18 protein-coding genes are annotated in these 18,812 nt (G+C 71.1%); 7 read left to right on the forward strand and 11 right to left on the reverse strand.

From position 1 onward, the window contains the following. Positions 1–19: 19 nt before the first annotated feature. Genes ACZ4WS_RS02150 through ACZ4WS_RS02170 form a run of 5 tightly spaced genes read right to left on the reverse strand, consistent with a single transcriptional unit; the run spans position 20 to position 5,288 of the window. Positions 20–904: a glycosyltransferase family 2 protein gene (locus tag ACZ4WS_RS02150; RefSeq protein WP_467976304.1), complete on the reverse strand. Its 885-nt coding sequence runs from the start codon at positions 902–904 to the stop codon at positions 20–22. Beyond that, positions 901–1,680, reverse strand: a complete 780-nt coding sequence (locus ACZ4WS_RS02155; RefSeq protein WP_467976306.1) for a CDP-alcohol phosphatidyltransferase family protein — start codon at positions 1,678–1,680, stop codon at positions 901–903. Before ACZ4WS_RS02155 ends, ACZ4WS_RS02150 begins: the two co-directional genes overlap by 4 nt. Continuing rightward, on the reverse strand, positions 1,658–2,719 hold the full coding sequence (locus ACZ4WS_RS02160; protein WP_467976308.1) for an iron-containing alcohol dehydrogenase family protein: 1,062 nt from the start codon (positions 2,717–2,719) through the stop codon (positions 1,658–1,660). Before ACZ4WS_RS02160 ends, ACZ4WS_RS02155 begins: the two co-directional genes overlap by 23 nt. Then, complete coding sequence (locus ACZ4WS_RS02165; RefSeq protein ID WP_467976309.1) at positions 2,707–3,459, reverse strand: phosphocholine cytidylyltransferase family protein; 753 nt, start codon at positions 3,457–3,459, stop codon at positions 2,707–2,709. The genes ACZ4WS_RS02160 and ACZ4WS_RS02165 overlap by 13 nt, the downstream gene beginning before the upstream one ends. Continuing rightward, positions 3,456–5,288: a DUF5941 domain-containing protein gene (locus tag ACZ4WS_RS02170; protein ID WP_467977140.1), complete on the reverse strand. Its 1,833-nt coding sequence runs from the start codon at positions 5,286–5,288 to the stop codon at positions 3,456–3,458. The genes ACZ4WS_RS02165 and ACZ4WS_RS02170 overlap by 4 nt, the downstream gene beginning before the upstream one ends. A 367-nt stretch (positions 5,289–5,655) precedes the next feature. Between ACZ4WS_RS02170 and galE the strand changes: the two genes are divergently transcribed. The 4 genes from galE (at position 5,656) to idi (ending at position 9,191) form a co-directional block, all read left to right on the forward strand. Continuing rightward, on the forward strand, positions 5,656–6,633 hold the full coding sequence (gene galE / locus ACZ4WS_RS02175; protein WP_467976310.1) for a UDP-glucose 4-epimerase GalE: 978 nt from the start codon (positions 5,656–5,658) through the stop codon (positions 6,631–6,633). A 138-nt stretch (positions 6,634–6,771) separates the two neighbouring features. Beyond that, positions 6,772–7,710 carry a cation diffusion facilitator family transporter gene (locus tag ACZ4WS_RS02180; RefSeq protein WP_467976312.1) on the forward strand — a complete coding sequence of 313 codons (939 nt, stop codon included), beginning with the start codon at positions 6,772–6,774 and terminating at the stop codon, positions 7,708–7,710. A 232-nt stretch (positions 7,711–7,942) separates the two neighbouring features. After that, positions 7,943–8,473, forward strand: coding sequence for a GNAT family N-acetyltransferase (locus ACZ4WS_RS02185; RefSeq protein ID WP_467976314.1), 531 nt, complete (start codon positions 7,943–7,945; stop codon positions 8,471–8,473). 124 nt (positions 8,474–8,597) lie between these two features. After that, positions 8,598–9,191, forward strand: a complete 594-nt coding sequence (gene idi, locus ACZ4WS_RS02190; protein ID WP_467976315.1) for an isopentenyl-diphosphate Delta-isomerase — start codon at positions 8,598–8,600, stop codon at positions 9,189–9,191. 12 nt (positions 9,192–9,203) lie between these two features. Here the strand turns inward: idi and ACZ4WS_RS02195 are convergent, their stop codons facing one another. Together ACZ4WS_RS02195 and ACZ4WS_RS02200 are read right to left on the reverse strand one after the other, a co-directional pair. Then, positions 9,204–9,710, reverse strand: coding sequence for an ATP-binding protein (locus ACZ4WS_RS02195; RefSeq protein ID WP_467977142.1), 507 nt, complete (start codon positions 9,708–9,710; stop codon positions 9,204–9,206). A gap of 173 nt (positions 9,711–9,883) precedes the next feature. Then, positions 9,884–10,087, reverse strand: a complete 204-nt coding sequence (locus ACZ4WS_RS02200; protein WP_467976317.1) for a hypothetical protein — start codon at positions 10,085–10,087, stop codon at positions 9,884–9,886. 65 nt (positions 10,088–10,152) lie between these two features. On the opposite strand from ACZ4WS_RS02200, the gene ACZ4WS_RS02205 reads away from it, so the two are divergent. Next, positions 10,153–10,902, forward strand: coding sequence for an enoyl-CoA hydratase/isomerase family protein (locus tag ACZ4WS_RS02205; RefSeq protein ID WP_467976318.1), 750 nt, complete (start codon positions 10,153–10,155; stop codon positions 10,900–10,902). Here the strand turns inward: ACZ4WS_RS02205 and ACZ4WS_RS02210 are convergent. Together ACZ4WS_RS02210 and ACZ4WS_RS02215 are read right to left on the reverse strand one after the other, a co-directional pair. Continuing rightward, positions 10,889–11,524, reverse strand: coding sequence for a DJ-1/PfpI family protein (locus ACZ4WS_RS02210; protein WP_467976320.1), 636 nt, complete (start codon positions 11,522–11,524; stop codon positions 10,889–10,891). The two genes, ACZ4WS_RS02205 and ACZ4WS_RS02210, sit on opposite strands and share 14 nt — an antisense overlap. An 11-nt stretch (positions 11,525–11,535) precedes the next feature. Next, positions 11,536–12,489 carry a GlxA family transcriptional regulator gene (locus ACZ4WS_RS02215; RefSeq protein WP_467976322.1) on the reverse strand — a complete coding sequence of 318 codons (954 nt, stop codon included), beginning with the start codon at positions 12,487–12,489 and terminating at the stop codon, positions 11,536–11,538. Between the two features lie 113 nt (positions 12,490–12,602). Between ACZ4WS_RS02215 and ACZ4WS_RS02220 the strand changes: the two genes are divergently transcribed. Both ACZ4WS_RS02220 and ACZ4WS_RS02225 read left to right on the forward strand, forming a co-directional pair. Further along, positions 12,603–13,478, forward strand: coding sequence for an SCO6745 family protein (locus ACZ4WS_RS02220; RefSeq protein ID WP_467976323.1), 876 nt, complete (start codon positions 12,603–12,605; stop codon positions 13,476–13,478). Between the two features lie 88 nt (positions 13,479–13,566). Next, positions 13,567–15,966, forward strand: a complete 2,400-nt coding sequence (locus ACZ4WS_RS02225) for a Tex family protein (RefSeq protein WP_467976325.1) — start codon at positions 13,567–13,569, stop codon at positions 15,964–15,966. A gap of 68 nt (positions 15,967–16,034) precedes the next feature. On the opposite strand, the gene ACZ4WS_RS02230 is transcribed toward ACZ4WS_RS02225, so the two are convergent. Both ACZ4WS_RS02230 and ACZ4WS_RS02235 read right to left on the reverse strand, forming a co-directional pair. Continuing rightward, positions 16,035–17,678, reverse strand: a complete 1,644-nt coding sequence (locus ACZ4WS_RS02230; protein ID WP_467976327.1) for an ABC-F family ATP-binding cassette domain-containing protein — start codon at positions 17,676–17,678, stop codon at positions 16,035–16,037. A gap of 62 nt (positions 17,679–17,740) precedes the next feature. Further along, a complete protein-coding gene (locus ACZ4WS_RS02235) occupies positions 17,741–18,760 on the reverse strand; it encodes an oxidoreductase (protein ID WP_467976328.1) in 1,020 nt (339 codons plus the stop codon). Positions 18,761–18,812: the final 52 nt, after the last annotated feature.

Consider the following 18,812-nt stretch of genomic DNA (forward strand, 5'->3'; position numbering starts at 1 on the left):
TGCTCTCAGAACGAGCTTGTCAGATGACGGGAGGTCGGCCCAGTCGAGTCAGCCGCCACACCGTACGCCACTTCATGGGACGCCTGGGTCCGCACGAGCTGGACCACCCCTCCTTGAAGCCGCCGAACCACGCCTTCAGGGCCGGTCCCGAGGGGCGGCGGACCAGCGTCAGGAGCATCCAGACGCCGAGGTAGACGGGGACGAGCGGCGCCGGAAGGTTTCGGCGCGCGAGCCAGACGCGGTTGCGGGCCACCATGCGGTGGTAGACCGCGTGCCGCGAAGGGGTGGTCGTGGGGTGGTACAGCACCATGTCCGACCGGTAGTCGATCATCCAGCCCGCGTCGAGGGCCCGCCATGCCAGGTCGGTTTCCTCGTGGGCGTAGAAGAACGCGTCCGGGAGTCCGCCGACCTCGGCGAAGACCTTCGTACGGACCGCGTTGGCGCCGCCGAGGAAGGTCGTGACGCGCGAGGAGCGCATCGGGTCGGCGGCGCGCAGCCGCGGGACGTGGCGGCGCTGGGTCTCGCCGGTCTCGGGGTCGGCGATGCGGAAGCTGATGATGCCGAGTTCCGGGTCGGCCGCGAAGGCCTGGCGGCACAGCTCGGCGGTGTCGTGGGTCGCCAGGAGGCCGTCGTCGTCCAGGAAGAGGAGGACGTCCACGTCGGTGCCGCCGGTGCCGAAGGCCTCGATGCCGACGTTGCGGCCGCCGGGGATGCCGAGGTTCTCGGGCAGCTCGACGGTGCGGACGCCTTCGGGGACGTCCGGGACGGGCGAGCCGTTGCCGACCACGATCACCTCGACCCGGTCGCCGTCCTGCTTGGCGACGGAGTCCAGCAGGGCTCGGAGTTCCTCGGGTCGGTTGCCCATGGTGATGATCACCGCGCCGACCTTCATCGAGGCACTCACTTCAGCCTGCTGGAGGCGAGGATGGACACGAGGTGCAGCACGGTCTGCAGGAGCGCGATGCCGGCCAGCACCGCGACGCCGAGGCGGGTGAAGAACAGGTCGCCCCGCACCGCGTCCAGGATCGCCAGGACCAGGATCAGCAGGGACGCCTCGATCCCGAGCACCAGCCGGTGGAACTTCAGCGCCGCGGCGGCCCTACGGGCCAGCGCGACGCCGGACGAGCGCGGCTCGGACGCCGACTCCTTGACCGGCGGCAGCCCGCCCTGGTGGCGGGCGACGCCGACGAGGTCGGTCTCCGCCTTGATCAGGATGGCGCCGAGGGCCGCCAGGGTGCCGAGGAAGGCCCAGAGCCAGTCGATCTGCCCGGAACCCCACAGATCGGCGGCGCGCAGGCCGAAGCCGACGAGTACCGCGGCGTCGGTCAGATAGGCACCGACCCGGTCCAGGTAGACCCCGCCGAGCGAGAACTGCTTCTTCCAGCGCGCGATCTCGCCGTCGACACAGTCGAGCAGCAGATAGAGCTGGACCATCAGCACACCGAGTACGGCGCCCGCGATCCCCGGCACCAGCAGGGCCGGGGCCGCGAGAACGCCGAAGAGGGTCATCAGGTACGTGAGCTGGTTGGGCGTGACCCTGGTGTTCACCAGATAGCGGTCGACCCGCAGGGACACCTCACGCATGTAGAGGCGTCCCATCCAGTGCTCACCGCTGCGCCGGTCCTTGACCCCTGCGGGGTGCACGACCGGGCGGAGTTCAGCTACCGATGGCCTTGACATAGTCGGCGTAGATGTCCTTGATCTGGTCGGTCTTGAGGTCGAGGTGTTCGAGGATCGTGTAGCGGCCGGGGCGGGTCTGAGGAGCGAAGTCCACGGCCCGGACGAACTCGTCGACGGTGAAGCCGATCTCCTCCGGGAGCACCGGCAGCCCGTGCCGTCGCAGCACCTCAGCCATGTACGCCGACTCCTCGTGGGCTCCGCGCAGGAACATGGCGAAGGCCGCGCCCAGGCCGCACTGCTCGCCGTGGCTCGCGGCGCGCTTGGGGTACAGCAGGTCGAAGGCGTGGTTGATCTCGTGGCAGGACCCCGAGGCGGGGCGCGAGTCGCCCGAGATCGACATCGCGATGCCGGTGAGGACCAGCGCCTCGGCGAGCACCTGGAGGAAGCCGTTGTCCCCGACGCCGCCCGGGTGCCGGAGCACCGCCTCGCCGGCCTGGCGGGCCATGGCGGCGGCGAGCCCGTCGATCTTCTCCCCCTTGACGCGGTTGGCGAGCTCCCAGTCGGCGATCGCGTTGATGTTGGAGATCGCGTCGCCGATTCCCGCGCGCACGAAACGCACCGGGGCCTCGCGAATGACGTCGAGGTCGATGATGGCAGCTATCGGGTTCGGGACGCCGTAGGAACCGCGGCCCGCATCGTTGTCCAGCGTCGCCACCGGCGAGCACAGGCCGTCGTGCGCGAGGTTCGTCGGTACGGCGACCAGGGGCAGGCCGATGCGCGCCGCGGCGAACTTGGCGCAGTCGATGATCTTGCCGCCGCCGAGGCCGACGACCGCGTCGTAGTGACCGGCCTTCATCTCGCCGGCCAGCCGGATCGCGTCGTCCAGGGTGCCACCGCCGACCTCGTACCAGGTGGCGCCGGGCAGAGTCGGCTCGAGCCGCTCGCGCAGCTTGGCGCCGGAGCCGCCGCTGACCGCGACGGCCAGCTTGCCGGAGTGCGAGATGCGCTCGTCGGCGAGCACACAGGCCAGGTCGTCCAGGGCACCCGGACGGATGTCGACGACGACCGGCGAGGGGATGAGCCTCGTCAGTACTGGCACGCGATCTCCCGTCCCTTGGCGAGGTCGTCGTGATTGTCGATCTCGACCCACTTGACGTCGCCGATCGGGGCCACATCGATCTTGAAGCCGCGGTTGACGAGCTCCTGGTAGCCGTGCTCGTAGAACTGCTGCGGGTCCGTCTCCCACACCGTCTTCAGGGCGTCGGCCAGGTCGGCGGCGGCGTCGCCCTCGATGAGGGTGACCCCGATGTACTCGCCGGTGGCCTCGGCGGGCTCCATCAGCTTGGTGATCTTCTGGACGCCCTTGTCGGGGTGCACGACGACCTTCATCTCCTCGTCGGCGAGGTTCTTCACCGTGTCGAGGGCGAGGATGATCTTCTTGCCGTCACCGCGGGCGGCGAGCAGCGTGTGCTCCACGGAGACCGGGTGGACGGTGTCGCCGTTGGCGAGGATCACGCCGTCCTTGAGGGCGTCACGGCCGCACCACAGGGAGTAGGCGTTGTTCCACTCCTCGGCCTTGTCGTTGTCGATGAGCGTGATCTTGAGGCCGTACTTCTCCTCAAGGGCCGCCTTGCGGTCGTACACGGCTTCCTTGCGGTAGCCGACGATGATGCCGACCTCGGTCAGGCCGATCTCGGCGAAGTTGCCGAGGGTCAGGTCCAGGACCGTGATGCTGTCCTCTATGCCCGCGGGACCAACCGGCACGAGAGCCTTGGGGAGGCTGTCGGTGTAGGGGCGCAGACGCCGTCCGGCGCCGGCCGCCAGCACAAGGCCGATCATGCGGGTTCTCCTTCATCGTGTACGGCGGGCGCCCCGGAGGACACCCAGAAGCGGATGCTCTCGACGAGCACCAGCAGGGCTACGGCCACGGCGAGCGCCGTGAGCGCGACCTTGAACTGTGTGGCGGTCAGCAGCGCGGCCAGGACGGTGACCAGCAGCGTCCTGCCTTCGTGCCCGCCGATCGCCCGCACCAGCCAGTGCGGGGGCGCGCCGGCGTTGCCGCGGATGCGGTACACCGTGTCGTAGTGATGGTAGGCGACCGCGGCCACCAGGCCGAAAGCCGCAGGAAGCGCTCCGTTCACGTCGGCTTTGGCAGCCAGTACCAGAACGGTGAGGTATTCGGCGGCGCGGAAGAAGGGGGGGACCAGCCAGTCGAGAGCGCCCTTGAGGGGCCGCGCAAGCGCCACGGGCGACAGGAGTACGTAGATCACCGCGCCCAGGACGGGCCACCAGCTGCCGTACGGGGCGAGCGCCGCGCCGAGGACCACGAGGACGCCGGATATGAAGGCGACGTACGCGGGACCGCGGCTCACGACGCCACGCGTGGTGGGGGTCCCCCCGCGCGAGCGAAGCCGAGCGTGGGGGAGGGTGAGGAACTCGGCGAGCGGGCCGGAGTCGGTGAGGTCGGCGAGCGCCTGGGCGGCGCGGTCCGTGCGCCGCGCCTTGCGCGTCAGCGAACGCAGCACGCGGCCGGCCGTGGTGTACGTCGCCGCGAAGGCGCAGCCGATGAGCAGCGCGTAGAAGGTGATCCGCGGGGTCGTCAGCGCCGTGAGGACGGCGATCATCGCCCATCGTTCGCCGATGGGCAGGACTATCATCCGGCGCACCCAGACCGTCCAGCCGACGCTGTCGAGCTTGTCCGAGAGGGCCGCGGTGGGACTGGTGTTGGCGGTGGCGTCGTGGTTCGCCTCGTTGAAGGAGAAGTCGACGACGTGCCGGCAGGTCTGCAGGATCATCGCGCCGAGGGCGAGCGCCCATACGTCGTCGCCGCCGCGGGCCGCTCCGAGGGCGAGGCCCGCGTAGTAGGCGTACTCCTTGGCGCGGTCGAAGGTCGCGTCCAGCCAGGCGCCGAGCGTCGAGTACTGCAAGGAGTAGCGGGCCAGCTGCCCGTCCGTGCAGTCCAGGACGAAGGAGAACAGGAGCAGCAGGCCGGCCGCGACGAAGCCGGCGCGGGTGCCGGTGGCGGCGCAGCCCGCGGCGATCAGGGCGGTGAGCAGGGAGGCGGTGGTGACCTGGTTCGGGGTCAGGCCGCGGCGGGCGCACCAGCGGGCGATGTAGCGGGAGTACGGGCTGATGCAGTACGTGGTGAAGAAGCCGTCGCGGGCCTTCACGGCGCTGCGCAGTCGTACCGCCTCGTCGTCCACGGCCGAGACGGCCTGCCGGGCCTCGTTGCGTTCCTGCGGGTCGGTCGGGACCGCGGCGACGAGCGTGCCGAGTTCGGGGCGGTGCACGGCGACGCCGTCCGCGTCGAGGGCCGCGGTGATGCGCTCGGCGAGGTTGTCGGTGGCGACGGCGAGGCCGCCGGTGGCGGAGCTCTCGCGGGCCACGGCCCGGGTCAGCGCGCGGCGGGCCTCGGGCTGCACCGATACGGCGCCGGGCAGCGCGGAGGCCGGGAACCGGGGGTCCGTGAGGCCGAGGCGCAGTGCGTGCGGGTGCCCCACGAAGCGGGCGTCGACGACGGCGACCCGCTGGCTCGCCGGTATGGCGGCCAGGAGCGTCTCGGCGTCACCGGCGTCGGTGGCGAGCCGCACGTCGAAGCCGAGCGACCGCAGATCGCCTTCGAGCGACGATCCGGGGACCGGCTGGCCGGTGAGGATGGCGGTCGACAGCGAACTCACTCCCTGGGTGCCGACGCGGCCTCGCGCCGGACATGTGCGTGGTGGGATGGCCCTGGCCGGCGTCAGGGCCCGGCCGGGCGGCATGTCGGCAGAGGCTATCGGATGAATGGAAGCGGGCGTTCACCACCCGTTCATGGCCCGATCCAGCCGGTTTTGCATGGCCTCCGCCGCGATCATCATCAGGGATCCGGGGCCCGCGCCACAAACCGTGTTCCCAGACCGGCGCATTCTCGGCATGGCGCACGGCCCGCCGCACACCGGCCCGGAGCGGCACAACGGCGCCACCGGGACGGCATGGGAGCGCCCCGGAAGCGGCACAGGTCGGACCGGCAACCGGACCGGCATAGGGTGGGCGTCCATGACATGGCTGATCACAGGCGGAGCCGGATACATCGGGGCCCACGTGGCGCGGGCGATGGCGGAGGCCGGGGAGCGCGTCGTCGCCCTCGACGACCTCTCGTCAGGGGTGCCGAACCGGCTTCCGGAGAGCATTCCGCTGGTGCAGGGCTCGTCGCTGGACGGGGATCTGCTCAAGCGGATCTTCGCGGAGCACGCGGTGACGGGTGTGGTGCATCTCGCCGCGCGCAAGCAGGTCGGTGAGTCCGTGGCCCAGCCGACGCGCTACTACCAGGAGAACGTGGGCGGTCTCGCGACGCTCCTGGAGGCGGTGGCCGGAGCGGGCATCAAGCGGTTCCTCTTCTCCTCCTCCGCGGCCGTCTACGGCAACCCGGATGTGGACCTCATCACGGAGGACACCCCCTGTGTCCCGATGAGCCCGTACGGCGAGACGAAGCTCGCCGGGGAGTGGCTGGTGCGGGCGGCGGGCCGGGCGCACGGCATCGCGACCGTGTGCCTGCGCTACTTCAACGTGGCGGGCGCGGCCACACCGGAGCTGGCCGACACCGGGGTGTTCAACGTGATCCCGATGGTCTTCGACCGCCTCACCCGCGACGAGGCCCCGCGGATCTTCGGCGACGACTATCCGACGCCCGACGGCACCTGCGTCCGCGACTACATCCACGTCGCCGACCTCGCCGAGGCGCATCTCGCGGCGGCCCGGCGGCTGGCCGAGGGCGCGACGGGCGATCTGACGGTGAACATCGGCCGCGGCGAAGGGGTTTCGGTACGCGAGCTCCTGACGCTCATCGGCGAGGTCAGCGCAGACACCCGGCAACCGATCGTCGAGCCGCGCCGCCCCGGTGACGCGCCGCGCGCGGTCGCCTCGGCGGCGCTGGCCGGGCAGGAGCTGGGCTGGAGCGCGCGGCGCGGGGTGCGCGAGATGGTCGAGTCGGCGTGGCAGGGCTGGCTGCTGCACCACCCTCGAACACAGGATTAACGATCTTGATCACGCTCTGACCTGCGGATTGTTTCCGCAGGTCAGAGCATATGACAACGGTGTTCAATGCCGCGTTGCCCGATACCCCCCGCCCGTAGTTCACTGTGATCCCGAGCAGAGCACAGGAGGCGGCTTTTCATGGGGGCTGGGCACGATCACGGGCATGCGCACGGCGCACCCGCCACCGGTACGGCGGCAGCGGCGTACCGCGGCAGGCTGCGCGTCGCGCTGTCGATCACGCTCACCGTCATGGTGGTCGAGATCGTCGGCGGTCTCACCGCCGATTCGCTCGCGCTCATCGCGGACGCGGCGCACATGGCGACGGACGCGCTGGGCCTGGGCATGGCGCTGTTCGCGATCCACTTCGCGAACCGCCCGCCCAGCGAGACCCGCACGTTCGGGTACGCGCGCGCCGAGATCCTCGCCGCGCTCGCCAACTGCCTGCTGCTCCTCGGCGTCGGCGGCTATGTGCTGTACGAGGCGATCCAGCGCTTCGTGACACCCGCCGACACTCAGGGCGGTCTGACGATCGTGTTCGGTCTGATCGGTCTGGTCGCGAACACGATCTCGCTCACGCTGCTCATGCGCGGCCAGAAGGACAGCCTGAACGTGCGCGGCGCCTTCCTTGAGGTGGTGGCGGACGCGCTGGGTTCGACGGCGGTCATCATCGCCGCGGCGGTGATCATGATCACAGGCTGGCAGGCCGCGGACCCGATCGCCTCGATCCTGATCAGCCTGATGATCGTCCCGCGCACCTGGAAGCTGCTCCGGGAGACCCTCAACGTGCTGCTGGAGGCGGCTCCCAAGGGCGTCGACATGGCCGAGGTGCGCGCGCACATCCTGGCCCTCGAGGGCGTCGAGGACATGCACGACCTGCACGCCTGGACCATCACATCCGGGATGCCGGTCCTCTCCGCCCACGTGGTCGTCAGCTCCGACGTCCTGAACGCGATCGGCCACGAGAAGATGCTCCACGAACTCCAGGGCTGCCTCGGTGACCACTTCGACGTCGAGCACTGCACGTTCCAGCTGGAGCCGAGCGGGCACGCGGAGCACGAGGCGAAGCTCTGCCATTGACTCCGATGCGACTCCGTTGCGACTCCGATGCGGAGCGCGAGGGTCGCGTAATGCGGAGGCGGGGCCGTGGCGCCCGCTGTTACCGTGGCCGGCGAGTCGAGGAGGTGGGTTGATGACGGTCGCTTTCGGCGCTGCCGCGCGCAGCGACACAGTCGTCCCCATGTTCCGGGCCCGAGGCTGACCCGCAGCTCATCCATGCGTCGGCCGGGCCCCTCATCCAAGGGTTTCCACGTTGACCGACAACGCTGAACACATCACTGACTGGCGCACCCGCCGGGAGACCTCCGCCGACCGCGGCGAGGTGTACGCCCTGACGGCCGCCGCGTTCGAGAGGGCGGCGGAGGCCGATCTGGTCGACGCGCTGCGCGTCGACCCGGACGCGTGGCTGCCGGACCTGTCGTACGTCGCCGAGGCGCCGGACGGCACCGTGGCGTCGTACGCGCTGATCACCCGCTGCCATGTCGACGACGCGCCCGCGGCCGCGCTGGCGCCTGTCGCCGTACGTCCGGAGTATCAGCGCAGGGGCGCCGGATCGGCCGTCGTACGCGCGGTGCTGGAGGCGGCACGCGCACGCGCGGAGCGGCTCGTCCTGGTACTCGGGCATCCCCGGTACTACCCGAGGTTCGGCTTCTTGCCCGCTTCGCGGTACGGCATCCGGCCCGGATTCGACGTGCCGTCCGAACACCTGATGGCCCTTGTCCTGGACGGTTCCTCGTCCGTGGCACCGGGCACGATCAGGTATCCGGCCGCTTTCGGCGTCTGACGCATGTCGGCCGCATGTCCCGCTCCGGGCGCCCGGAGCGGGACATGCGGGGAGGCGCGAAGTGCCGGGAGTGCCGGTTTCGTACGGCAGACTTGGGGCTCGAAGACCGATGCGAAGGATGGGTATGCCGATCACACCTGCCACCGCGACGCACAGTTCGTCGAACGGCACCGTTGAAGCGATCTTGCTGGAGCTGGTCGACGAGGACGGCAATACGATCGGCACGGCGGAGAAGCTCGCCGCCCATCAGGCCCCCGGGCAGCTGCACCGCGCGTTCTCCGTGTTCCTCTTCGACGAGCGCGGCCGGCTGCTGCTCCAGCAGCGCGCGCTTGGCAAGTACCACTCCCCCGGTGTCTGGTCCAACACCTGCTGCGGCCACCCCTACCCCGGCGAGGCGCCCTTCGCGGCGGCGGCCCGGCGGACGTACGAGGAGCTCGGGATCTCCCCGTCGCTGCTCGCCGAGGCGGGCACGGTCCGCTACAACCACCCGGACCCGGACTCGGGCCTGGTGGAGCAGGAGTACAACCACCTCTTCGTCGGCATGGTGCAGTCGCCGCTGCGGCCCGACCCGGAGGAGGTCGGCTCGACGGCGTTCGTGACCGCCGCCGAGCTGGCGGAGCGGCACGCGAAGGACACCTTCTCGTCGTGGTTCATGACCGTGCTCGACGCGGCCCGTCCGGCGGTCAGGGAGCTGACGGGCCCGTCCGCGGGCTGGTGACAGCCCGTCCCGTCACACGACGCTGGGAGTGAGCGGCAGGGCGGCCCAGATCACCTTGCCGCCGCTCGCCGTGTGCTCGACGTCGCACACCCCGCCCGACTCCCTGGTGACTTCCCGCACCAGCAGCAGGCCCCGGCCACCGGTCTGCCCGTGGTCGGCCTCCAGGGCGGTCGGGCGGTAAGGGTGGTTGTCCTCCACGGAGACGCGCACCCACTCGGCGCCGACGGCGACCTCCACGGCGAGCATCGGCGACAGGAGAACCGCGTGTCTGACGGCGTTGGTGACCAGTTCGGAGACGATCAGCAGGAGCCCCTGGACGAGGTCGTCCGAGACGGGCACCCCCTGGCGGACCAGCAGATCACGGACGGCATGCCGCGCCTGCGGCACCGAGGCGTCGATGGCGGGAGCGGTGAACCGCCACACCCCCTCGTAGGGCAGCGGGCCCGGCGGTCTCCGGTCGGGAGGCACGTCGTTGCCGCTTTCAGGGCTCGGGTCGGAACCCCGCCCGAGGTTGTCCATCGTCCGGTCGCCACCCTTGCGCTCGATTGTCACCACACGTCGAGTGTTGGCAATGCGCGGTCCGTACCGAATGACTGAACAGAAGTCAGCGACTATCGACGCCTTCTGATCGTCGGCGTATGACACGGTCAGTTGTGAGACTGGTCCTGTCCCCGTTGTGCCGACTTCGCGAACTATTCGGGTTGTACGGGTTTGGTGCCGGGCTCGCCCGATGCGGTCCCGCCGGTCCCGTCCTCCGTGAGGCGCTCCGAGACCATGCCCACGACGCGCCACCCGCCGTACCCCGTGGCGATCAGGCCGAGCGCCGCGAGCCAGCCGGAACTGCGGGTGAGCTGAGCGGTTCCGTCCTTCGGCTTGGCCGTCCTCGACCTGGCCATCAGCGCCTCCTCGCGCCGGCCCCTTCTTGATCGTACGTTCGACGGGTGCGGATAGCATCCGGCGTATGGAGCCGCAGCTGCTGCACAGTGTCGGCGACGGAGTCGCCACCGTCGTCATCCACCACCCGGCCAAGCGCAACGCCATGACGGCGGGGATGTGGCGGGCGCTGCCACCCCTGCTCGACGCGTTGGCCGCCGACGCCGGCGTCCACGCGCTGGTGCTGACCGGTGAGGGCGAGACGTTCTGCGCCGGGGCCGACATCTCGACGCTGCGGGGGTCGCCCGACGAGGCGCAGGGCCTTGCCGTGCTCGCCGAGGAGGCCCTCGCCGCGTTCCCGAAGCCGACGCTCGCGGCGGTCCGCGGGTACTGCGTGGGCGGCGGGTCCCAGCTCGCGGCGGCCTGCGATCTGCGGTTCGCGGAGGAGGGGGCGCTGTTCGGGGTGACCCCGGCGAAGCTGGGGATCGTCTACCCGGCCTCCTCCACACGGCGGCTGGTGTCGCTGGTGGGACCCGCGACCGCCAAGTACCTGCTGTTTTCCGGCGAGTTGATCGACACGGAGCGGGCGCTGCGCACGGGCCTGGTGGACGAGGTGCTGCCCGAGGGCGGACTCGACAAGCGCGTCGGGGAGTTCACGCGCGTCCTGGCCACGCGATCGCTGCTGACACAGGCGGCGGCCAAGGAGTTCGCGAACGGGCGCACGGACCGGGACGCGTACTGGGCGGAGCAGGCGCGCGGCAGCGGCGACACCGCGGAGGGGGTCGCCGCTTTCCTGGAGCGCCGGCCGTCACGCTTTACCTGGACTACGTCAGGATGAAGCGGCTCTTGCCGCGGAACTCCTCGACGAGGTGCGCGGGCGCCTTCTGCGGGGATCCGGCGTCGTAGGGCGGTTGCGGGTCGTACTCCGTCAACAGCTGTATGGCCTGGGCGTGTTCGTCGCCCGCGATCCGGCCCAGCAGGGTGAGCCCCATGTCGATGCCGGACGAGACACCGGCCGCGGTGACGTACTTGCCGTCGAAGACGACCCGCTCCCCCGTCGGCTCGGCACCGTATTGCTTGAGGGCGTCGAGGGCCAGCCAGTGGGAGGTGGCCCGGCGGCCTTCGAGGAGCCCGGCGGCGGCCAGCAGCAGGGAACCGGTGCATACCGAGGTCGTCCAGACGCTGGTGGTGTCGGCGGCCCGCAGCCAGTCCAGGAGGACCTCGTTCTCCATCTGCGTGGACTGGCCCGGACCACCCGGGACCACCACGATGTCCGGGTGCGGCACCTCGGCCAGGGTCTTGTCGGCCATCAGCGCCAGATTGCCGGTGTCGGTGCGGACAGGACCGGTGCGCTCGGCGACGAAGACGGTCTCCGCGTCGGACAGACGGCCGAGGGTCTCGTACGGGCCCACGGCGTCCAGGGCGGTGAAGCGGTCAAAGAGGACGATGGCGATCTGCATGGCGTTCCCTTTCAGTGGGTGATCGCGGGCCGGAACCGGCGCCGGTATTCGGCCGGTGCCGAGCCGAGCGTCTTGACGAAGGCGCGGCGCATCGCCTCCGGGGTGCCGTAGCCGCAGGCGCGGGAGATCTCCTCGATGCCGTCGGCGGTGTCCTCCAGGAGGCGCCGGGCGTGTTCGAGGCGGACCCGCTCGACAAAGCGGCCGGGCGTCATGCCGGTCTCGGTCTGGAAGGCGCGGGCGAAGTGGCGGGGCGAGAGGCGGGCGCGGGCGGCGAGGGATTCGACGGACAGGTCGTCCGCGGGGTGCTCGGTGATCCATTGCTGGACCTCGCGCAGGGGCTCACGCTGGGCGGTCTGTGCGGCGAGCTGGGCGCTGAACTGGGCCTGGTTGCCGGGGCGTCGGAGGAAGACGACCAGGTACCGGGCGACGGTGAGCGCGACCTCGCGGCCCAGGTCCTCCTCGACGAGGGCGAGGGCCAGGTCGATTCCGGCGGTGACACCGGCCGAGGTGGAGACACGGCCGTCGCGTACGTAGATGGGGTCCGGGTCGATCTCGGCCGCCGGATGGTCGCGGGCGAGCCTGTCGCAGTATGCCCAGTGGGTCGTGGCGAGGCGCCCGTCCAGGAGGCCCGCCGCCGCGAGCAGGAAGGCGCCGGTGCAGACGGAGACCAGGCGCTCGGTGCGCGGGCCGTGCTCGCGCAGCCAGTCGGTCAGCCGGGGGTCCGGGCGCCGGGTGCCCGGACCGCCGGGGACGAGCAGGGTGTGCGGGGTGGGTACGTCGGCGAGCGCGTGGTCCGGGACGAGGGTCAGGCCGCTGGAGGTGCGCACCGGCGCGCCGTCCAGGGAGGCGGTGCGGATCCGGTACGAGCCGCCGCGGTGGACCTCGGCGCCCGCGAAGACCTCCACGGGGCCGGTGACGTCGAGGCTCTGCACATCGTCGAAGAGGACGACCAGGACGGTTCGCATACCCACGATTCTTCGCGGCCTGGGTGATGGCCGCAACGACGAGTACCCCACCTTTCCTGCCATCCGAGGTTCCCCGGTTCCCGACGTACCGACCAGTCGGTAATGTGCCGTGCATGACCACTCCACTGCCTCCGCTGCCGGAGCGCGCCGGGCGGCGCTGCCACAACGTCCTCAACCCGCTGCACTCGACGCACTACTTCTCGCCCGACCTGGGGCGGGAGCTGTCCGCGGAGGGGATCGAGGACAGCAGGGCCGCGTACTTCGCGGTGCGGGCCGCGGCGATGGGAGCGGTGGGCGCGGGCACGGTGACAGCGACGTTCTACAACTTCCGCCACGAGCTGGTGGCGCAGCACGTGCCCGAGGTGTGGCGGACCGCCTCTCCCGAGACCGTGCTCGCGGCACGCGCGCGGGCCGTGGACGCGACGCTGCGGCGGCTGCTCGGCGAGGACGTCATCGCCTCCAAGGAAGTGGCCGAGGCGGCGGAGCTCGCCCTGCGGGCGACCGAGGCCTGCGGCAGGACCGCGCGCCCGCTGTACGCCGCCCACGCCGACCTCCCGGTGCCCGACGCGCCGCACCTCGCGCTCTGGCACGCGGCCACCCTGCTGCGCGAGCACCGCGGCGACGGCCATCTGGCGGTGCTGCTCGACGCGGAACTCGACCCGGTCGAGGCCCTGGTGAGCCACACCGCGACCGGCAAGGGCATGGCCCCGAAGTGGGCGCTGGGGACGCGCGGCTGGGCGCGTGCGGACTGGGAGGCGGCCGTCGGGCGACTGCGGGAGCGTGGACTGCTCGACGCGGAGGGCGAGTTGACCGAGGCCGGTGTGGCCCTGCGCCAGGAGATCGAGGCGGCGACGGACCGGCTGGACCGCGCACCGTACGAGCATCTGGGCGCCGCGGGCGTGGAGCGGCTCACGGAGCTGGCGAAGGGGCTACTGATGACGGCGTTCGCCGCCGGGGCCTTCCCGGAGGGCATGGTCGGCAAGAGCTGACACCGCCGAGCGGTGCCCTGGTCCCCCGTTGTCGGTGCCACCTGCCACAATTGCCGCGCAACCTCAGTGGAGAAGGCGGTACGGGATCGTGACGACACCCCTCGTAGGGTCCATCGAAGGCAGGATCGCCGAGGAGCTCGGCGTACGGGAGCGGCAGGTCAAGGCCGCCGTCGACTTGCTCGACGGCGGTTCGACGGTGCCCTTCATCGCCCGCTACCGCAAGGAAGCGACCGAGATGCTCGACGATGCGCAGCTGCGCACCCTCGAGGAGCGGCTGCGCTATCTGCGGGAGCTGGAGGAGCGGCGCACGGCGATCCTCGAATCGGTGCGTGAGCAGGGCAAGCTCACCGCCGAGGTCGAGGCGCAGATCAGGGGCGCCGAGACGAAGGCGCGCCTTGAGGACATCTATCTGCCGTTCAAGCCGAAGCGGCGCACCAAGGCGCAGATCGCGCGCGAGGCGGGTCTGGAGCCGCTGGCCGAGGGGCTGCTGGGCGACCCGTCGGTCGATCCGCTCGCCGCGGCGGCGGCCTTCGTCGACGCCGACAAGGGCGTCGCCGATCCGCAGGCCGCGCTGGACGGCGCCCGGTCGATCCTCACCGAGCGGTTCTCGGAGGACGCCGACCTGATCGGCGAGCTGCGCGAGCGCATGTGGGTGCGGGGGCGGCTCGCCGCCAAGGTGCGGGACGGCAAGGAGGAGGCGGGCGCCAAGTTCTCCGACTACTTCGACTTCGCCGAGCCCTTCAAGGAGTTGCCCTCGCACCGCGTCCTCGCCCTGCTGCGCGGCGAGAAGGAGGAGGTCCTCGACCTCGTCCTGGAGCCGGAGGAGCCCTCCGAGCAGCCCGGCCCGTCCTCGTACGAGGGGATCGTCGCCCACCGCTTCCAGATCGCCGACCGCGGCCGTCCCGCCGACAAGTGGCTCACGGACACGGTCCGTTGGGCCTGGCGGACCCGCATCCTCGTGCACCTCGGCATCGACCTGCGCCTCAGGCTGCGGACAGCCGCCGAGGACGAGGCGGTCAACGTGTTCGCGGCGAACCTGCGGGACCTGCTGCTCGCCGCCCCGGCGGGCACCCGCGCGACGCTGGGCCTCGACCCCGGTTTCCGTACGGGTGTGAAGGTCGCCGTGGTCGACGCGACCGGCAAGGTCGTCGCGACGGACGTCATCTACCCGCACGTCCCGGCCAACAAGTGGGACGAAGCGATCGCCAAGCTCGCGCGGCTCGCCAAGGAGCACGCGGTCGAGCTGATCGCGATCGGCAACGGCACGGCGTCCCGCGAGACCGACAAGCTCGCCGGTGAACTCATCACCAAGCACCCGGAGTTGAAGCTCACCCCGGTGATGGTGTCCGAGGCGGGGGCGTCCGTGTATTCGGCGTCCGCGTTCGCCTCGCAGGAGCTGCCCGACATGGACGTGTCGCTGCGCGGCGCCGTCTCCATCGCGCGCCGGCTCCAGGACCCCCTCGCCGAGCTGGTGAAGATCGACCCGAAGTCCATCGGCGTCGGCCAGTACCAGCACGACTTGTCCGAGGTGAAGCTCTCCCGCTCCCTCGACGCGGTCGTCGAGGACTGTGTGAACGGCGTGGGCGTGGACGTGAACACGGCGTCGGCGCCACTGCTCTCCCGCGTCTCCGGCATCACCTCCGGGCTCGCCGAGAACATCGTGTCCCACCGCGACGCCAACGGGCCCTTCCGGTCCCGTACCGCCCTCAAGGCCGTGGCCCGGCTCGGCCCGAAGGCGTACGAACAGTGTGCGGGCTTCCTGCGGATCCGGGGCGGGGACGACCCGCTGGACGCGTCCAGCGTGCACCCCGAGGCGTACCCCGTGGTGCGGCGCATGGTGAAGACGGCGGGCAGCGCGGTCGCCTCCCTGATCGGCAACACCGGTGTGCTGCGCTCGCTGAAGCCGACTGAATTCGTCGACGAGACATTCGGTCTGCCGACCGTCACGGACATCCTGAAGGAGCTGGAGAAGCCCGGGCGCGACCCCCGGCCCGCCTTCAAGACGGCCACCTTCAAGGAGGGTGTCGAGAAGATCGCCGACCTGGCGTCCGGGATGGTGCTGGAGGGCGTCGTGACGAACGTGGCCGCCTTCGGCGCCTTCGTGGACGTCGGCGTCCACCAGGACGGGCTCGTGCACGTCTCCGCGATGTCCAAGACCTTCGTCAAGGACCCGCGGGACGTCGTCAAGCCCGGTGACATCGTCAAGGTGAAGGTCCTGGACATCGACATCCCGCGGAAGCGGATCTCGCTGACGCTGCGGCTTGACGACGAGGCGGCAGCCCCGGCTCCGGAGGGTGGCGGGCGCCCCCAGCGCGGGGGACGGCCGCCGCAGCAGCGGGGGCAGCAGCAGCGCCAGGGCCGCGGGGGCGGTGGGGGTGGTGGCGGTGCCGGTGGCGGTTCGCGTCAGGCGCCGCCGCCCGCCAACAGTGCGATGGCGGATGCGCTGCGGCGTGCGGGGCTGGTCGACCCCAAGCGGGGTCGGAGCTGACGTTCGGCGTCCGGTGCCGGGGCCTTGGTGACAGGGCACCCGGCCCCGGGGGCGCCTGGCGCCCCCGGCTAGGGCAGCTCCGTCACCTTGCCGTCCGCCACCTCCAGGCGGCGGGTCGTGTGGACCGCGTCCAGCATCCGGCGGTCGTGGGTGACCAGGAGCAGCGTGCCCTCGTAGGAATCGAGCGCCGATTCCAGTTGCTCGATCGCCGGAAGGTCGAGGTGGTTCGTCGGCTCGTCCAGAACGAGGAGATTGACGCCTCGGCCCTGCAACAGGGCCAACGCGGACCGGGTGCGCTCGCCCGGTGAGAGGGTCGCCGCAGGGCGCAGCACATGTTCCGACTTGAGGCCGAACTTGGCGAGGAGGGTGCGGACCTCGACCGGCTCGGTGTCGGGGACGGCCGCGCAGAAGGCGTCCAGCAGGGCCTCGGAGCCGTGGAAGAGCTTGCGGGCCTGGTCGACCTCGCCGACGACCACGCCGGAGCCGAGGGCGGCATGGCCGGCGTCCAGGGGGACGCGGCCGAGCAGCGCGCCCAGGAGGGTCGACTTGCCCGCGCCGTTCGCGCCGGTGACGGCCACCCGGTCCGCCCAGTCGATCTGCAGCGTCGCCGGGCCGAAGGTGTAGTCGCCGCGCCGCACCTCCGCGTCCCGGAGGGTGGCGACGACCGCGCCCGACCGCGGCGCCGCCGCGATCTCCATGTGCAGCTCCCACTCCTTGCGCGGCTCGTCGACGACGTCCAGCCGTTCGATCATGCGCTGGGTCTGCCGGGCCTTCGCGGCCTGCTTCTCACTGGCCTCGCTGCGGAACTTGCGGCCGATCTTGTCGTTGTCGTTGTTCGCCTTGCGCCGGGCGTTCTTCACGCCCTTGTCCATCCAGGAGCGCTGCATCTGGGCCCGGCCTTCGAGCGCGGACCGCTTGTCGGCGTACTCCTCGTAGTCTTCGCGGGCGTGCCGGCGCGCGGTGTCGCGCTCCTCCAGGTACGCCTCGTACCCGCCGCCGTACAGGGTGATCTGCTGCTGCGCAAGATCGAGTTCGAGCACCTTGGTGACGGTGCGGGTGAGGAACTCGCGGTCGTGGCTGACGACGACCGTGCCCGCGCGCAGGCCGGAAACAAAGCGCTCGAGGCGCTCCAGGCCGTCCAGGTCCAGGTCATTGGTGGGCTCGTCGAGCAGGAACACGTCGTAGCGGGAGAGGAGGAGCGAGGCGAGTCCCGCGCGGGCCGCCTGGCCGCCGGACAGCGCCGTCATCGGCTGATCGAGGTCGACCGCGAGCCCGAGCGAGTCGGCGACCTCCTCGGCGCGCTCGTCGAGGTCGGCGCCGCCGAGGTCGAGCCAGCGCTCCAGGCTCTCCGCGTACGCGTCGTCCGCGCCCGGCGCCCCGTCGACCAGCGCCTGCGTCGCCTCGTCCATCACCCGCTGGGCCTCGGCCACACCCGTGCGGCGCGCGAGGAATTCCCGTACGGTCTCGCCCTCCCTGCGCTCCGGCTCCTGCGGCAGATGCCCGACGGTCGCGGACGGCGGGGACAGCCGCAGCTCCCCCTCCTCGGGCGTGAGGAGACCGGCGAGCAGCCGCAGCAGCGTGGACTTGCCCGCGCCATTGGCACCGACGAGCCCGATCACATCGCCGGGCGCGACGACGAGGTCGAGCCCGGAGAAGAGCGAGCGGTCGCCGTGTCCGGCGGCGAGATTCTTGGCGACGAGAGTGGCAGTCATCAGGAGGCCGATCCTAACGGCCCGGCCTCCCGGACAGCGCCTCGGTTTTCAGTGGGCTCTGTTCAGTGGGCCATCGCCTCCACCAGCACACTCCCCGACGTCCGCGCCACGATGAAGGACTCCCCCTTCACGGCCTTGGCGTCCAGCGCGACCCGGTGGCGGCCCGCCTCCAGGATCCCGTCGAAGACCTCGTGCTCGTGGGTGCGGAAGAGGCGGTCGAGGCGGTACGCGGTCAGCTGGACCCGGCACGTGGAGGTGACCTCGACGCCCGCCTCGCCGTCGGCGGCGACCAGGCGTGTGATTCGGCGCAGCTCCTGGGGGCTGCGGTCGAGGGCGTGCTCGATCTGGGCGACGAGGAGCGGAATGATCGGGGCGAGCCCTTCGATGTACGCGACGTCGACTCCGGCGCGCTCGAAGGACTGCCGTACGGCGGCACGTTCCTCCTCACCGACGGCCCGCCCGAACGCCACCGCGCCGTACGTGCGCAGTTCGTCGGCCGGGACGTCCGTGGCGTCGTGCGCGATGTCGGCGCCGATGCCGATGGTGCGCAGGGCGGCGGCCAGCTTGGCGAGCAGGGCGACGCGGGCGCCGATGAGCAGGACCCGGCGGCGGGGTTCGGAATCGCCGCTGAGCAGGGAGTTCAGCGCACTGCGGTACTCGGCGCCGTGGAAGCGGAAGGGGCCGATGCCGTGGTAGCCGTTGAGCTCCAGATCGACCCGTTCGTCGGTCTGCCAGGCGAAGTCGCGCCACACATAGTCGTCGCCGGCCTTCTCGATGACCGCGGTGACGGCACCGCATTCGAGGCCCTCGCACTCGGGGCAGCCGTAGATGACGTACCGGCCGCCGTCGAGCGGAGCGTCGGCTTCCAGAAGGAGGCTGCGTACCTGGGCGGTGAAGATCGCGGGCGGTACGTCGGAGGCGAGCGGGGACACCGCGTCGAGGTCGGAGAGCTGGAACAGCAGCGGGCGCCCGTCGACGATGAAGTCCACGAAATCCCGGTGCACTTGGTAGTCACCGTTGGCGAGGACTCCACCGGCACGCATCGCCGGTGCCAGGCCGAAGGTCGCGTACTCGGCAGACATGCTGTGAGTATCCCCAGAGTGGGAGTGATGTGACCACGGCATGACACATTCC

The sequence above is a fragment of the Streptomyces sp. NPDC029292 genome (genome assembly GCF_055569295.1).

Excerpts from the sequence above, each read along its gene's own strand:
- ACZ4WS_RS02165 (WP_467976309.1), bottom strand. The coding sequence starts at position 3,459 with ATGATCGGCCTTGTGCTGGCGGCCGGCGCCGGACGGCGTCTGCGCCCC.
- ACZ4WS_RS02180 (WP_467976312.1), top strand. The coding sequence starts at position 6,772 with ATGGGGGCTGGGCACGATCACGGGCATGCGCACGGCGCACCCGCCACC.
- ACZ4WS_RS02205 (WP_467976318.1), top strand. The coding sequence starts at position 10,153 with ATGGAGCCGCAGCTGCTGCACAGTGTCGGCGACGGAGTCGCCACCGTC.
- ACZ4WS_RS02220 (WP_467976323.1), top strand. The coding sequence starts at position 12,603 with ATGACCACTCCACTGCCTCCGCTGCCGGAGCGCGCCGGGCGGCGCTGC.
- ACZ4WS_RS02210 (WP_467976320.1), bottom strand. The coding sequence starts at position 11,524 with ATGCAGATCGCCATCGTCCTCTTTGACCGCTTCACCGCCCTGGACGCC.
- ACZ4WS_RS02200 (WP_467976317.1), bottom strand. The coding sequence starts at position 10,087 with ATGGCCAGGTCGAGGACGGCCAAGCCGAAGGACGGAACCGCTCAGCTC.
- ACZ4WS_RS02235 (WP_467976328.1), bottom strand. The coding sequence starts at position 18,760 with ATGTCTGCCGAGTACGCGACCTTCGGCCTGGCACCGGCGATGCGTGCC.
- ACZ4WS_RS02155 (WP_467976306.1), bottom strand. The coding sequence starts at position 1,680 with ATGTCAAGGCCATCGGTAGCTGAACTCCGCCCGGTCGTGCACCCCGCA.
- galE (WP_467976310.1), top strand. The coding sequence starts at position 5,656 with ATGACATGGCTGATCACAGGCGGAGCCGGATACATCGGGGCCCACGTG.
- idi (WP_467976315.1), top strand. The coding sequence starts at position 8,598 with ATGCCGATCACACCTGCCACCGCGACGCACAGTTCGTCGAACGGCACC.
- ACZ4WS_RS02195 (WP_467977142.1), bottom strand. The coding sequence starts at position 9,710 with ATGGACAACCTCGGGCGGGGTTCCGACCCGAGCCCTGAAAGCGGCAAC.
- ACZ4WS_RS02215 (WP_467976322.1), bottom strand. The coding sequence starts at position 12,489 with ATGCGAACCGTCCTGGTCGTCCTCTTCGACGATGTGCAGAGCCTCGAC.
- ACZ4WS_RS02230 (WP_467976327.1), bottom strand. The coding sequence starts at position 17,678 with ATGACTGCCACTCTCGTCGCCAAGAATCTCGCCGCCGGACACGGCGAC.